The 14,628-nt window shown below is 55.3% G+C and carries 15 protein-coding genes, 1 pseudogene and 1 riboswitch; of the genes and pseudogenes, 9 read left to right on the top strand and 7 right to left on the bottom strand.

Going from position 1 to position 14,628, the window contains the following annotated elements; all coding sequences use genetic code 11:
• Positions 1 to 167 precede the first annotated feature (167 nt).
• On the bottom strand, positions 168 to 1,178 hold the full coding sequence (umuC, locus tag OJ965_RS02410; protein WP_265135628.1) for a translesion error-prone DNA polymerase V subunit UmuC: 1,011 nt from the start codon (positions 1,176 to 1,178) through the stop codon (positions 168 to 170).
• A gap of 265 nt (positions 1,179 to 1,443) precedes the next feature.
• On the opposite strand from umuC, the gene OJ965_RS02405 reads away from it, so the two are divergent.
• The 8 genes from OJ965_RS02405 (at position 1,444) to crcB (ending at position 8,314) form a co-directional block, all read left to right on the top strand.
• Complete coding sequence (locus OJ965_RS02405; RefSeq protein ID WP_095708192.1) at positions 1,444 to 2,442, top strand: YncE family protein; 999 nt, start codon at positions 1,444 to 1,446, stop codon at positions 2,440 to 2,442.
• 151 nt (positions 2,443 to 2,593) lie between these two features.
• Positions 2,594 to 3,754, top strand: coding sequence for a TDT family transporter (locus tag OJ965_RS02400; protein ID WP_265135625.1), 1,161 nt, complete (start codon positions 2,594 to 2,596; stop codon positions 3,752 to 3,754).
• Positions 3,751 to 4,350 (top strand): uracil-DNA glycosylase family protein, encoded by a 600-nt coding sequence (locus tag OJ965_RS02395; protein WP_265135623.1) that lies wholly within the window; start codon positions 3,751 to 3,753, stop codon positions 4,348 to 4,350. Before OJ965_RS02400 ends, OJ965_RS02395 begins: the two co-directional genes overlap by 4 nt.
• A gap of 49 nt (positions 4,351 to 4,399) precedes the next feature.
• A riboswitch (Fluoride riboswitch) is annotated at positions 4,400 to 4,469 on the top strand.
• A 78-nt stretch (positions 4,470 to 4,547) separates the two neighbouring features.
• Positions 4,548 to 5,456: a DHHA2 domain-containing protein gene (locus OJ965_RS02390; RefSeq protein ID WP_265135621.1), complete on the top strand. Its 909-nt coding sequence runs from the start codon at positions 4,548 to 4,550 to the stop codon at positions 5,454 to 5,456.
• Positions 5,453 to 5,878 carry a universal stress protein gene (locus OJ965_RS02385; RefSeq protein ID WP_095708196.1) on the top strand — a complete coding sequence of 142 codons (426 nt, stop codon included), beginning with the start codon at positions 5,453 to 5,455 and terminating at the stop codon, positions 5,876 to 5,878. The genes OJ965_RS02390 and OJ965_RS02385 overlap by 4 nt, the downstream gene beginning before the upstream one ends.
• A gap of 15 nt (positions 5,879 to 5,893) precedes the next feature.
• Entirely contained in the window at positions 5,894 to 7,183 is a 1,290-nt protein-coding gene (eno, locus tag OJ965_RS02380) for a phosphopyruvate hydratase (protein ID WP_095708197.1), read from the top strand.
• 43 nt (positions 7,184 to 7,226) lie between these two features.
• Entirely contained in the window at positions 7,227 to 7,928 is a 702-nt protein-coding gene (locus tag OJ965_RS02375; RefSeq protein WP_095708198.1) for a 2,3-bisphosphoglycerate-dependent phosphoglycerate mutase, read from the top strand.
• A gap of 47 nt (positions 7,929 to 7,975) precedes the next feature.
• The gene (gene crcB / locus OJ965_RS02370; RefSeq protein ID WP_236263659.1) at positions 7,976 to 8,314 is read left to right on the top strand and encodes a fluoride efflux transporter CrcB; all 339 of its coding nucleotides are present in this window, start codon (positions 7,976 to 7,978) and stop codon (positions 8,312 to 8,314) included.
• 167 nt (positions 8,315 to 8,481) lie between these two features.
• On the opposite strand, the gene OJ965_RS02365 is transcribed toward crcB, so the two are convergent.
• The 6 genes and pseudogenes from OJ965_RS02365 to OJ965_RS02340 all read right to left on the bottom strand — a co-directional run bounded on the left by OJ965_RS02365 (position 8,482) and on the right by OJ965_RS02340 (position 13,217).
• A complete protein-coding gene (locus tag OJ965_RS02365) occupies positions 8,482 to 8,883 on the bottom strand; it encodes a VOC family protein (RefSeq protein ID WP_265135617.1) in 402 nt (133 codons plus the stop codon).
• A 124-nt stretch (positions 8,884 to 9,007) separates the two neighbouring features.
• Entirely contained in the window at positions 9,008 to 11,125 is a 2,118-nt protein-coding gene (locus OJ965_RS02360) for a tyrosine-type recombinase/integrase (RefSeq protein WP_265135615.1), read from the bottom strand.
• A complete protein-coding gene (locus tag OJ965_RS02355) occupies positions 11,125 to 12,111 on the bottom strand; it encodes a tyrosine-type recombinase/integrase (protein ID WP_265135744.1) in 987 nt (328 codons plus the stop codon). Before OJ965_RS02355 ends, OJ965_RS02360 begins: the two co-directional genes overlap by 1 nt.
• 73 nt (positions 12,112 to 12,184) lie before the next feature.
• A pseudogene (locus OJ965_RS02350) lies at positions 12,185 to 12,412 on the bottom strand (Y-family DNA polymerase); the annotation flags it as partial.
• 89 nt (positions 12,413 to 12,501) lie between these two features.
• Positions 12,502 to 12,879, bottom strand: a complete 378-nt coding sequence (locus OJ965_RS02345) for a S24/S26 family peptidase (RefSeq protein ID WP_187506543.1) — start codon at positions 12,877 to 12,879, stop codon at positions 12,502 to 12,504.
• A 14-nt stretch (positions 12,880 to 12,893) separates the two neighbouring features.
• Positions 12,894 to 13,217: a TrfB-related DNA-binding protein gene (locus OJ965_RS02340; protein ID WP_140034305.1), complete on the bottom strand. Its 324-nt coding sequence runs from the start codon at positions 13,215 to 13,217 to the stop codon at positions 12,894 to 12,896.
• Between the two features lie 504 nt (positions 13,218 to 13,721).
• On the opposite strand from OJ965_RS02340, the gene OJ965_RS02335 reads away from it, so the two are divergent.
• On the top strand, positions 13,722 to 14,408 hold the full coding sequence (locus OJ965_RS02335) for a replication initiation protein (protein WP_064691066.1): 687 nt from the start codon (positions 13,722 to 13,724) through the stop codon (positions 14,406 to 14,408).
• Positions 14,409 to 14,628: the final 220 nt, after the last annotated feature.

The following is a 14,628-nucleotide window of genomic DNA, read 5'->3' as shown; positions in this document are numbered from 1 at the left end:
AATGAATATACTTGAATGCAGATTCCTGCATATGCAAATGTATATACATTATAGAATAATATACGATACAAATCTTGAAGTTAAAGCTCCTAGTGCATTAAGCGCTTTATTAGGATGATGTAACTAAGATAAATTTGATCAGCTCCATCTTTCTATAGCCAAGTGTATTATTTAGCGATGGGCAATTCCTTCAGGCTCGTTGTATATCTGGGCGACAGCATTTCTCTTTTCATCTGCCATGGGTTATCAACTCCTTGCCCAGCAAACCAAACCTTCCCAAGCCCGGATTTATTGATTGTGTCCAGAGCTGCCATCAAGGCATCCGCATTGGCTTTAGGCTGGTTTTCACTAAACATATCAAGCTGTGCGATTCCGGATTGGTAAAAATCACCTAACATGATGCCAGCTTTGGCATATCGATAACCATCACGCCATATGCTATCTAAGCCCCTGATAGCAAAACCCACGATGTCACGCGTATCACTGGTTGGATATTCACAGGTTAAGGATGAAGTATTAGCATACTGAGGTTCATCGCCATAGCGGCCAGTGGCTATAAAAACACTGATGTGCCTACATTTTGAACCCTGCTCTCGAATTTTTTCTGCGGCTCGGGTGGCATACGTTACTACTGCATGCTGCATGTCCTCCAGCCCAGTTATACGCTGTCCAAATGACCTGGAACATACGATCTGTTGTTTCGGTGGGGGAGCCTCTTCAAGAGCTATACAGGACTCTCCATTCAATTCTCGAACTGTACGCTCAAGAACGACGTTAAAATTTTTTCTTATCATAGTGGTGTTGCAATTAGCCAGATCCAGCACCTTGTTAATGCCCATGGCCTCCAGCCGCTTTCTGATACGGCCTCCGACACCCCAGACTTCATCTATATCTACTATAGCCATCAGTTTGCGCTGACGTTCCGGGCATGAAAGATCAACTACGCCGTTAGTTTTACTCCATTTTTTAGCCGCATGATTAGCCAGCTTAGCCAGAGTTTTTGTAGGGCCAAAACCTACGCCAATTACTAATCCGGTTTCTTTCTTAACGCGGCTACGCATTTGAAGACCAAATTCCTCTAAAGGCATGTAACTAGCAATACCGGTGCAGTCTAAAAAGCTTTCATCGATAGAGTAAATTTCCTGACCTGGTGCCATATCCCCAAGAATCGACATCATACGGTTACTCATATCGCCGTTTATGTGGAATGCAATTTAAACAAAAAAATGAGCAACTATACCTCATCGACTGAAATCCAGAGCCTCACTCATTCAGACTTAAATTGCTGCAGCTTACCTCCACTCAGAGCATAAAGAAGTGAACTGGTAAGGCATAGCCGGAAAATCGATTTCCCTGTGAGGGGGTTTATCTGCCACGCTTCTTCTGAAGCCCTTAAGCGGGCAATGAATCTTATTCCTTACCACCCCTATGCAGGAAAAAATGATGATAAAAAAATACAGTATCCCGGGACTGACCGCGGTGGCGTTTCTTCTCATCAGCACTCTCGCCAGTGCCGCAGAGGCGCGCTGGACGTTTGACGGCGATATCCACAATAATTCTCTTGCTGTCAGTCCCGATGAAAAAACGGCGGTGGCCTCCTACAGTGAGCGCTCTGACGTGGTGGTTTACGACCTTACCGCGGGGAAGGTCAGAAAGGTGCTGAAGGGATACGTCACGCCCCGCAATGCGCTTTTCTCCCCCGACGGGAAGGCTGTATATCTTTCAGATAGTAGCCTCGGCGTGGTCAGAAAAATCAGCACCGGGACGCTTGACGTGGAGACCACGCTGCCGCTGGGGGCCGGGGCATTCGGCACAGCTATCAGCCGTGACGGTCAGCGCCTGTATGTGAATAACGAGGCCGCCAGCACGCTCTCGGTTTATGACCTGACCCTCAACCGGCCCGTTGCGGTCGTGACGGGTTTTGCCCAGCCCCGTCAGGGCATCAAAATCAGCCCGGACGGCAAAACCGTCTACGTCACCAACTTTAAGGGCGACAAAATTACCCTGGTTGACGCCGTAACGGGCGAGATTCGCGGCGAGATAACCGGCTTCAGCAAGCTGCGCGCCATTTCTGTCAGCGCCGACGGCCGCACACTTTACGCGGCTAACAGCGGCAGCAACACCATCGCCGTGGTTGACACGCAGAAGCGCGCCATTACGGCAACCATTCCCGTGGGACAGGACCCTTACGGTGCCGCCCTGACGCCGGATAACCGCTATGTTTACAGCGGCAACCTGGGTGACAACAGCCTCTCCGTTATTGACACCGCCGCCGGTAGGGTGGTCGCCACCGTTACCGGGCTGGATGCGCCCCGCCAGGCCATCGTTTTCAGTAAAGACGGTGCCCGCGCGTGGGTGCTGAATAAAGACCTCAGTATTTCGGTAGTTGACATGAAACAGAACCGCGTCACGGCAACGATTAAAAGCCCGCCGCAGGCCTGATTCAGTCCCTCCCTCACTCCGGCGCTGTGATGGTCCTTCCCGGAGTGGGGGAGCTTAACCACTTTTACTGGTTTATTTTAACTGAATAACCCGTTTTAAAGATTTAACCCGACGTGCCTATACTCTTTCTGTCTACTCAGGAGATTACGGCATGAACGATAAAATATTTACCCTGCATAACGGAGCGCGCCCGCTGAGCGCACTGAGCAGCCCGAAAGAGGCCATACGTCAGTTCACGCCTAACTGGTTCGCCGCCACCATGGGGACCGGCATCCTGTCGCTGTCTCTGGCGCAGTTCCCCTGGCCGGTTCCGGGTTTGCGCCTCGTCGCGGAAGGGCTCTGGATGTTTAACATCCTGCTGTTCAGCGTCTTTGCCGTGATGTACCTGGCCCGCTGGGTGATGTACTTCGGTGAGGCAAAGCGCATCTTCGGCCATTCAACCGTGTCCATGTTCTTCGGCACCATCCCGATGGGTATGGCGACCATCATCAACGGCCTGTTGGCGTTCGGTCTTCCCCGGTGGGGCGCAGACGTTATTCCGGTGGCGCACGCCCTGTGGTGGCTGGACGTGGCGATGTCGCTGCTGTGCGGCGTGTGTATTCCCTACATGATGTTTACCCGGCAGCAGCACAGCATTGACCAGATGACCGCCGTCTGGTTACTGCCGGTCGTGGCTGCCGAGGTTGCGGCGGTCAGCGGCGGCCTGCTGGCGCCGCACATTGCCGACCCCCACGCGCAGCTCGGCATCATTATTACCAGCTACGTGCTGTGGGCGTACTCTGTGCCGGTGGCGCTGAGCATCCTTGCCATCCTGCTGCTGCGTATGGCGCTGCACAAGCTACCACACGAAAGCATGGCGGCCTCAAGCTGGCTGGCGCTGGGGCCGATTGGCACCGGTTCGCTCGGTATGCTGGTCATCGGTGGCGATGCGCCCGGGGTGTTTGCCGCGGCAGGCATGCCGGAAATCGGTCACATCGCGCAGGGTATAGGGTTCGTTGCCGGCATTCTCTTCTGGGGCTGCGGCCTGTGGTGGATGCTGCTGGCCACGCTGATAACCGTGCGATACTTCCGTGAAGGCATCCCGTTCAACCTCGGATGGTGGGGCTTTACCTTCCCGCTGGGCGTGTACACCGTGGCCACGCTGAAGCTGTCTACCCTGATTGACCTCGCATTCTTTAAAGGCTTCGGTGCGCTTCTTGTCGTCATGCTGGCGGCCATGTGGCTGCTGGTCGCGGTGAAAACAGTGCGCGGAGCATGGAGCGGTAAACTGTTTGTTTCTCCCTGCCTGGCAGGCCTGGACCGGAAGCCGTGAGTGAAACCTGCGCATCGCTGCTGGACCCGTTTTTACGCGAGGAACGCCTCGCGGCAGTCACCGCGCCGCACGTGGCCGCGCTGAATCACTGGGTCAGCGGGCAGCGTCAGGCCGGCGTGGAACTGCCGTGGTTTGATCCGGCCGACGGCGGGACCGGGGCCGGACTGCTCGTCCTGCTGCAGTCGCCGGCGCGCAGCAGCCCGTCACCCCGGTTCGTGTCGCGTGATAACCCGGGGCCGGCCCAGAAGAATCTGGGGCGGTTTCTGGCGGAAGCCGGTATTGCGCGCCGGGACAGCGTGCTGTGGAATACGGTGCCCTGGGTCAGTAACGGGCCGCAGAAACGGCCCTCAGCGGCGGACATCCGTACCGGCTGCGCCTGGCTTGAGGACATGCTGGCGTATCTGCCCGCGCTGCGCGTGGTGGTGCTGGCCGGTGCCGTAGCGGCGCAGGCACGCGGGACGGTCAGTCAGCTGCGCCCAGGCGTCACGGTGCTGACGATGCCTCATCCCAGTCCGCTCTCGCTCTGCACAAGCCCGGCGGTGCCGGAAAAAATTCGTCGGGTACTGCGCGAAGCACGCGCTGCGCTGGCGGGCTGAGAGCGCAGCCGGAATAATACTGACAGGTTTTGCAACCGGCTCTATACTCAGATCACAGGGTGATGGCGTTCCACCTTTCCCAACCGCTCCGTTCCGGAGCTGATGACGCCTGATGCGACTCTTGATTTTCAGGAGGTGCGTCAGGCCGTCCTTACTTTCTTCCCGGCCTGCGTACTTCCCTTTATGGGGAGAGACCCTTGATACACGTTTTTGGCCACATCAATCCTGACAGCGACGCTATCTGTACGGCCGTCGTCACCGCGCACTGGCTGACCGGGCGCGGCATGGACGCCCGCGCATGGCGTCTCGGCGAGGCTAACCGCGAAACCCGTTTTATCTTTGACGCCGCCGGCCTGACGCTGCCGCCGCTGCTCGCTTTTCCGCTAAAGGATGAACGGGTCTGGCTGGTTGATTTCACCGAGCCGGCGCAGGGGCCTGACGACCTGCTCCGGAGCAACGTCGTGGGCATCACTGACCACCACCGGCTGGGCGGGCTGATAACGCAACTGCCGCCGGAGGTGCATATCCGCCCGGCTGGCAGCAGCGCCACGCTGCTCTGGCTGCTGATGGACGCTGAAGTGCGCCGTACGCTGCCCCCGACGCTCGCCGTGCTTCTGCTGGGCGCACTCCTGAGTGACACCGTGAACCTTCGCTCGCCGACCACCACCGAGGACGATATCCGTTCGGCCACCGAGCTCGGCGTGCTGGCCGGCGTAAACCGCAAAGCCTTCGCTCGTGACCTCCTCACCGCAAAAACAGACGTCAGCGGCCTCAGCGCACAGCAGCTGCTGGACAGGGACCTCAAGGCCTTCGTCATTGCCGGTACCGACGTGCGCATTGCCCAGATTGAGGTCAGCTCACCGACACAGGTTGCCCCCGTGATGGACGACCTGCTCGCAGCCCTGGCGTATCTGGCAGACCAGTCGGGGGCTGGCCTGGCGGTACTGATGCTGACCGACATTCGCGGCGGGTTTTCAACGCTTTACTTCGCCGGGCGGGAGAGCGTTAACGCCGCCTCCTGCTCAATACCGGGCATGCTCAGCCGCAAAAAGCAGCTTCTGTCGTGGCTTGAGTCCCGCCTTAACCAGAACGGGAGTTCATTATGACCTGCTACACCCACGCACTGATACTTGTGAACGATAAAGACGACGGCACCCTCCTGCTGAAACGCGCGGTTGCGCTGGCGCAGCCGCTCGGCATGAAAATCACCCTGGCGCACATCAGCGACGACTACCGGGAGATGAACTACGTGTCCGACAGCCTGATGGACGACGTCGTGTCGGAAGAGGTGCTGAAAGGCAAAGCATTTATGAGTGAGCTGGCGGCCTCTGTGCCTGAGACGGTAGACACGCGGGAGCTGGTGACCATGCGCCGCGTTGAGGACGTGGAGAAGTGCATCGCTGAGCTGGGCGTGGACCTCGTGCTTGCCGGGCACCGAAACCGCTTTATGGGAATGCTCACCTCCCGCTCGGCGGACTACATCAACCACCTTACGGTGGATGTGCTTATCACTCACCTGACTGACTGAACCGGGAGAAACACCATGCGCTTTACACTGGATAACGTGACCGCCCGTGAAATTCTTGACTCGCGCGGCAACCCCACCGTTGAAGTTGAAGCCCGGACCGCGGACGGGATGATGGCGCGCGCCTCGGTGCCTTCCGGGGCCAGTACCGGCTCGCGCGAGGCCGCAGAGCGCCGCGACGGTGACGCACACCGTTTTGGCGGCAAAGGCGTACTGGATGCCGTCAGGGCGGTTGATACGGAAATCTGCCAGGCCGTGCGCGGCAGCGACGTGCGCGAACAGCGTCAGCTGGACAACATTATGCTGGCGCTGGACGGCACGGAGAACAAGAGTCGGCTGGGTGCCAATGCCATTCTGGGCGTGTCGCTGGCGGTGGCCCGGCTGGCGGCACAGGCCTCGCAAGAGCCGCTCTGGCGCTACCTGGGAGGCCTGCAGGCGAACCTGCTGCCCGTGCCGTGCATGAACATCATCAATGGTGGCGTGCACGCCCGCGGTCAGGGCGCGGACTTTCAGGAGTTCATGATAGCGCCACACGGCGCGCCCACGCTGCGCGAGGCCGTGCGCCAGGGCAGCGAGGTCTATCAGGCGCTGCGCCAGATCCTGCTGGACAAAAACCTCTCGGCGGCAGTGGGCGACGAAGGCGGCTTTGCGCCCGCCGTGTCGTCGAACCGCGACCCGCTGGCGTTTATCGTACAGGCGATTGAAAAGGCGGGATACCGGCCCGGAGAGGACATCAGCATCTGCATGGACCCCGCCTCAAGTGAGTTTTACGCTGACGGTCAGTATCATCTGCGCACCGAGGGCAGCGCGCTGAGCGCGGCGGAAATGACGGCATACTACGGCGAGCTGATGGACCAGTTTCCGGTCATCCTGCTGGAAGACGGCCTGGCCGAGGACGACTGGGCGGGCTGGAAGCATCTGCACCAGCAGCTTGCGGGCAGGGCCGAGCTGGTTGGTGACGACCTGTTTGTCACCAACGTGAAGTACATCCAGCGCGGCATTGACGAAAACCTCGCCAGCGCCGCGCTGATCAAGCTCAATCAGATAGGTTCGCTCAGCGAAACGCTGGACGCCGTAGCGCTCTGCCAGCGGCACGGCTGGGGCGCGTTCATGTCCCACCGCAGCGGGGAAACCACGGACTCGTTCCTTGCCGACCTGACGGTGGCCCTGCGCGCGGGACACCTGAAAACCGGCGCGCCGTGCCGCGGCGAACGCGTGGAAAAGTACAACCAGCTGATGCGCATTGAGCAGGCGCTGGGTGACGATGCACACTACGCGGGGCTTCATGCGTTTGTGCGCCGCACGTAACAGATCCGCTGGACGGCCAGCGGCCGGCACAGGAGCACAGCCTTTGGCACCTTCAACGCTGATTCTCCTGCGCCATGGCGAAAGCCAGTGGAACCGGGAAAACCGCTTTACCGGATGGACAGACGTGCCGCTGACGGACCGGGGGCGGCAGGAGGCTGACCGGGCCGGTGACGCGCTGCGGGAAGCGGGGCTGCTGCCCGATCGGGTCTTCACCTCGGTGATGACGCGCTGTGTTCACACGGTCTGGCGGGTGCTGGACCGTCTTGACCGCAGCTGGACGCCCGTGGACAAACACTGGCGGCTGAACGAGCGGCATTACGGTGCGCTGCAGGGGCTGAACAAGGAAGCGGCTGCCCGGATGATGGGTGCAGAGACCGTCCGGCTCTGGCGCAAAAGCTTCAGCGGCATTCCACCCGCGGACGCAGAGGCTCCGGCGCAGCTGCGTCGGGACCCGCGCTACCGCCGCGTTGCGCTGGCCGACCTGCCTGTGACGGAAAGCCTGGAAATGACGCTGCGTCGCGTCATGCCCTACTGGCAGCACGCCGTGATGCCGCAGATACTCTGCGGAAGTACCGTTCTGGTCGTGGCGCACGGCAACACGCTGCGCGCCCTGACCGCCTTTCTGGACGGCATTCCCCACGACAGCGTGGCACAGCTGCACATCCCGACCGGCGTGCCTGCCGTATATGAAATGGATGCGGCCGCACAGGTCGTGTCGCGTTATGTTCTGAATGTGAAAAAATAAAAGGAGTGAATGTGAATCAGCTTTTTGCCGTCATCACCGGCGGTGCCATGGGGTGTGTTATCCGCTGGCAGCTGGGTGCGCGCCTGAACGCGCTTTTTCCGGACCTGCCGCCGGGGACGCTGCTGGTCAACCTGCTGGGTGGATTTATCATCGGGGCGGCGCTGGCGTATTTTCTGCGCCATCCCGGCCTCGATCCGGCCTGGCGGCTGCTCATTACCACCGGGCTGTGTGGCGGAATGACGACTTTCTCCACGTTCTCGGCTGAGGTCTTTGCCCTGCTGCAGTCAGGCAGCTATGCCTGGGCAGCCGCCTCGGTGCTGATACACGTGCTGGGTTCGCTGGCCATGACGGCGGCCGGATTTTATATCATGACGCTGTGTGGTTAACCCGGACCGTACGGCCTCTATTCAGGGAAGACCTCAGTGCAGCGACCGCTGCACTGAGGTCAGACAGTTCAGTATATTGTCCAGAAGCGCTCTCTGCGGGCCTGAACCGACAGGGTTTACGCCTGTAAGGCTTCCCGTAGATCCGGGGACACTGTCGTAACAGAGTTTCAGGTCTGCCTGTTCTGGTAAAGGTCCCAGCGATTGCCATAGATGTCCTCAAACACGACAACCATTCCGTATTCTTCCTCGCGCGGCTCCTGGCAGAAGTGGACGCCTTTTGCCTTCATAGCATTGTAATCGCGCCAGAAGTCGTCGGTCTGCAGAAACAGAAAAACCCGCCCGCCGCACTGGTTGCCGATAAAGCCTTCCTGCCGGTCATTCGACGCGCGGGCAAGAAGAATAGCACAGTCGCTGTCAGGGTCCGGCGTCACCACGACCCAGCGCTTACCCGGCTGCGGCGTGTCCTCAATCAGGGTAAAGCCCAGCTTATCGGTGTAGTACTCAATTGCACGATCGTAGTCATCGACCACGACAGCCGCATACCCCATACATCGCTTCTGTTTTCTCATCTGCTGCTCCATCAGTCACGGCATCACGCCCGCTATAATCAGATTTATATCAATACGACGTTCGGTCGTCTGTACTGACTCTGCACCGATACCCTCAGGCCGGACATCGTAGGCATCTGATCCGTCAGGATAGTGGGCCCAGTCTTGTAAGAGCCTGCTCAACCTTTTCAGCATCCTGCTCCAGTATGGATCTCTCATCGGGAGTGAGCGGAACCTCTTCGAGGTAACGCCGGATGGATGCTTTACTCTCCAGTATCAGCCCGCGCGCGCTGTCTTTAAGCAGGTTAAAATCGCAGCCGATGCAGGCCATCCGGTGCTGACAGCTGCTCCAGAAAGGGTTCGTGCAGTATGAGTCCCCCAGATCATAGTACGTCGCGGGTCCGGTCAGACTGGCGGCTTCCGGATCGTGGTCAATCAGCACGCTTATCATATGAGAGACCCTGTCGGCTTTGACGAACGAAGCGGCCAGCTGAGTCGGACGTATACGAATATAATGCAGCGTTGACTGTGGGGATGAATGGCCGGACCACTGCATCAGCTCATGTAAAGACATCCCCCCGGCAACACTGGCCAGTGCTGTAACGGCAGAAGCACGGCCGCGGTGGCTGGTAATGGGACCGCGTGAATCTTCCACAGACATACCCGCTCTGGCGCAGAGAAGCGGAATGACAGTGAGATTTATTATGTTTCTTCCCACCGGTTTACCCCGGTTCTGAAACAGGAAACGAACTTTTTCGCCGGTGCGTTCATCCGTAAATGCTGCCTGCTCCTGAGGACGCTCACTGAGCCAGATATCGACATATTTTTTCACAACAGACGAGACTGGCTTAACAAAAGCTTTAGACGTTTTGCCGGCTGGCACGCTGAGATAGCACAGAGTACCGGCCGGGACAGGGCTGCTGTTTTCCTGCAGAATGTCATCCGCCTGTGGGGTAACGCAGTTCATTGTCAGGCGCAACAGCTCGTTCTGTCGCAGCCCGGCATGCGTCCAGATAACCGCCATAGCCTGAAGCATAGACAGGGGATAATGAATTTCGCTCAGCAAATCTTCCTGACGCAGGTTCAGACTCGCCCAGACCAGTCTGAGCCAGACCGGATCATCAATAACGCGGGGGCTCACGCCCTGACGAAACAGCGGTGTATCAGGCGTGGACAGATGGCGGGCCGGACTGAACTTTAATTGCCCCCATCCCCAGCTTTCATAATCAAGCATAAAACGGCGAATGGCATAAACAAACCGGCTGCGGGAATGCGGCATCAGGGGTTCTCCTGAGCGTTTTGATTGTCTGCCCCCTTTCTTTGTATCCAGTGACAGCTCGTCTACTTTCAGTCTGCCGACCATTGCAATAAAGCTGGCGCAGGTTTCCATTGTCCAGTCAGAGGGCTCGCATATTTCCGGCTTTTCCCGGGCAAGCCACAGGCCACAGCGGAGAATAAAACTGTACTGAGTTTCTCTGGAGCGGAGGCGGAGTACCGACGTTTCCCGCCACATCCGGCACCACCGCGCCCAGTCAGGTGCGATACCTTGTGTTGGCTTTTCATGCCATTCCTGATAGTTACGCATTCTCAGGGGGCTCTCTATAATTCCCATAGCAGCAAGCGCACAGGATATTTTCCCCGTAGCTCTTGCGATTCCCCGGTCGTGGCAGTTCTGCCCCCGCCACAGGAGGTCTGTCGTAAAAGTTTCAAGACGCGGGTCGTTGTTCATCAGCATCAGTACACCCAGCATACCGGACATATTGTGCTTCTGATTCTGCCCGGCATATCCCATTGAGATCAGAACGTCTGTCAGCCGGTTAATTTCATGACTGACAATACTCCGGCCATATATAGCACTGGCGTACAACGACGGTGCGCCATGCACTGGCAGGCTGAGCGGAGAAGAAAACGGACCGAGATGAAAGGCAAAAGCAGCAAGCAGAGGCCTGCCGGAACAGTGTTGCTCACAGAGCGTTAACCATCTTTCCTGCGTCCACTGCCAGCAGGGCTGACCCGACCGGTGCGTTTCTGCAAGAACGGCAAGGAGGGTAATTCTGGCAAGTCTGACACTGATACTGCTTCGTGAGGCAATGTCCTGCAGAGGCAGCAGCAAATATGGCAGGGTATCTGGCCGATCGAGCGCAGCAGACCGCCGGTAGCCTGTACGTATCGCGTCTTTTTCCTCAGGACTCAGCGCATCGCTCAGCTGAAAATCTGTGCGTTTGAAAGGTACATAAGTGACTGTGTTTTTTTTTCCGCTCATCAGTAAGCCCCCGCCTGAAAAATAAGGCCAGCGACTTTCCTGTCGGTTTCAGCCACGGCTGCGGTTATCCGGCCAGACAGATCGGAACCTGACAGATGGATATAAATCTGTGTGGTGCGCGGATCTCTGTGTCCAGCATAAGTCGCCAGCTCATGCAGCTTCCAGCTGGCCCGAGCCAGGTGGGTCAGGCGAAGATGGCGAAAGGAGTGGGTTGTAATCTGTGGAAGCCCCGTATCCAGAGCCCATCTGCGCACGGTTTTACTCCAGTTCCACACAGAAAGAGGAGTGCCGTAATTACGATCAGAAAATGAACGGAACAACGCCCCCTGTGTCCGGCCAGCCTGCTTCAGCTGCCGGAAAAGGTTTGCCAGTACCGGCGTAATGTCCGGACCATAGCACACAACCCTTTCACGCCGGCTTTTCGTTGTTTCCGGGCGGATACGGATCAAGCGATGAGCAGGGTCGATATCCTCAAGCGTCAGGGCTGTCACCTCTGAACGGCGGAGTGCACCAAAATAGGCCAGTGCGAGCATCAGCCGGTCCCGCAGGGAAGCAGCTGAAACATGTTTAAGAAATCTCAGCCATTGTTCATTGTCAGGTATTACAGGTAAGCGGGTGATACGCGGGACAAGCCCCCGCCCGGTATAAATGGCACCCGGTAAACCCGCGCGGGGTAGCGGATTGAGACTGCATATATCCTGATAAACAAGAAAGTCATACCAGAGACGGATAGCAGACAGGCGCAGCTGGAGCGTGGCACTGGCCGCAGGGTAAGGCATGCCAGGCAGCTGAGGGCGGATGTAGGCAGCCAGATCTTCAAACCGGGCCTTTTCAGGTTCAATTCTGTTCTGGCTGCAGAACGCAAAATAATGCCGGAGGGCACTGCGGTAGGCTGTTAGCGTCGCCTGCGCGCGACCCAGATCCGATAATAGTTTCAGCCAGCGCTCTGCAAGTAACAGAGCATGTCCATTTGGTGGAATCAACATGGTGTTCACCTCTTACAGCAATATCGCTGCTTAAAGATTACTCACTCAATGTTGCATTCCACTTAACATACTATAAGGCATAGTTACTTGAGAAAATAATCACGCCATTTTCGCGGAAAAAAAGCTCATTTTTAAAAAGTGGGGCACCCATAGGGATTCCCAACTTTTTGGCTTCAGCTGAGCGTGCTATCACGCATCCGTCGTTATTAGACACTACGCAAATTGGCTTCCCCTTCAAGTCAGGGCGGAAGATCCTTTCGCAAGAAGCATAAAAATTATTAGCGTCAGCAAGCGGAAACATAGGGATAGGCTCATCAAAATACTGTTTATGTATACAGTATTTGTTCTGCGGAGGTTTTTTACAAGATGAAATTTGTAGGCGGGGATTAGCTAGGCTTCTTCGTTGAAATTAAAGCCTGATCCAGCCATATCAGTCAGGACGTATGCGATTACACCCCAGACTGGTACATCTTGGTTGGACGGCATTGGTGTGATTGTTTTAGGACCATCCAGTTCTTGGAGAGCTGCTATCGGAGTGAGTAGTAAGCGGCGAAGTACAAGATCATCACCAACGTTAGCAATGACGATTTGATCATGTTTAAAGGGGATTGCTCGATCTACTGCCAGCAATGACCCTTTCAGTATACCAATATCAGGGTAATCACTTGCGCTTTTGAAGACGTATGAGGAGTGTGAGGAGAGGTTTACCAAGCTAGTAAAATCAAGACGTTGTTCTGTGAAGTTAGCTGCAGGGGATTGAAACGCCATTTGTGCTCCATCTTCTACGATTTAACTTTATCACCGTTGATCGAAAATTTAGCCGCGATCGTTCTTACTTTATCCGCTTCCGGTTTTGGCAACCAAACACTGACTAATTCAAGGTTTTCTCCATCATCAGTTGTCACCTGTTGGTAGAGTTCCCATATGCGTTTTACTGCATTCGCTACGTTTTGCTTTGTCCGACCTACGCGAACGGCTACATCTGTCTGCCTTTCGCCTTCAACTAAAACTGCATAACCGATCTCAGTTGTTATGTGCGCATAAGTTGCCATAGCTGGAACTAATCGATCCCATTCCTGCTGTGTCATTTGTTTTTTCTGCGCCATATGTCACCTAAAATCATCATTTTGTAGAAGGTTAAGTGTAGCGCTTGTCATAGTCAATAGAAGTATAAAGTCACTGTACTTGTGAAGATTCGTTAGTTTTAAATCAAAACCGCGAGGCAGTGCAAAACTTGTTTTTGCGCTGCAGAGGGGTTGACCGGGTGAACGTAGTGAAGCCGGTTTCTATGCCGATGTTAACTTATCCACTTATCCACAGCACTATTTTTAATAGCTTTTTAATTAGTATTTTATATCTTTTTAAAGCTTTTTAGAGTGGCTTAAAGTAATGATTTTATTGAATAAAATTACCTTATTTCTGGGAATTAGCCCTACATGTTGTGGGAATCAGCCCTACTTAATATGGGAATCAGCCCTTCTTCGTATGGGAATCAGCCCTACATGCCATGGGAATTAGCCCTACATCACACACGAATTAATAATTAGTTGACTTGTGTGTACTGAATGATATTGTGGGGGACATAAATTAACCCATAAAAGATTATTGCTATGGCTAATGTGTTGAAAAAAAAGATAAATGTTAAGCAATCTAATGAGCTGACTGAAGCTGCTTATCATTTATCTTTAAAGGCAAAACGTGTGTTGTGGCTATGTCTTATGCAAACTTACTTCACTGATGAAGAGGAGTCTGCAAATCCAATATTTACTGTTGCTGTTGCAGATTACGAAGATATCTTCAATGTAAGCCGTAATCAGGCTAGTCGTGACGTTAAAGAAGGTGTGTTCGAGCTCTCACGTTCTGCCATTATCTTCTATCCCAAGACTGGCCGCCACGATGTGATCGCACGTCCTTGGTTAACAGAAGCAGGAGGACGTTCCAGTAAAGGGTTATGGGAAATAGAGTTTAACCATAAGGTTTTGCCTTATCTGTATGTACTGGGAAGTCAGTTCACTACCTACTCACTCAGGGACTGTGGAAGCCTCAAAAACCCGCGTACTGTGCGACTTTATGAGAGCCTCTGCCAGTTCAGAAGCTCTCAGATTTGGGTCACTTCTCATGATTGGCTTTCTGAAAGATTCATGCTGCCCGAGTCTCAGAAATCTAATCTCGCAGAACTCAAACGTACATTTTTAGAACCTGCTCTAAGACAGATCAATGATAAAACCCCTTTGCGAGTCTCTTATCAAGCAGATTCTAACGGGAAGTTAATTTTTAATATCTATCCAAAACAATAAGATATTTCATTTATTTTATCAGATCCTCAGCTGTACCTTCCTCACTACGGCCCTATATTCTTACTAGGGCTGTTTCCCATATTCTGCACCTAGGTGCCAGCTACCATCACGTAGCGTCCGGAAGTAGGGCGATTTCCCATGACTGGCGCCGATTGCTCAGCGGCAGTTGCGGCCCGCCCGGAAGTAGGGCGGTTTCCCATAACGGGTGGCAGCGGCTCAG

The organism is Pantoea anthophila (genome assembly GCF_026104315.1).
In the GTDB taxonomy this organism is placed as follows: domain Bacteria; phylum Pseudomonadota; class Gammaproteobacteria; order Enterobacterales; family Enterobacteriaceae; genus Pantoea; species Pantoea anthophila.
This window is presented reverse-complemented; position numbering and strand designations above follow the sequence as displayed.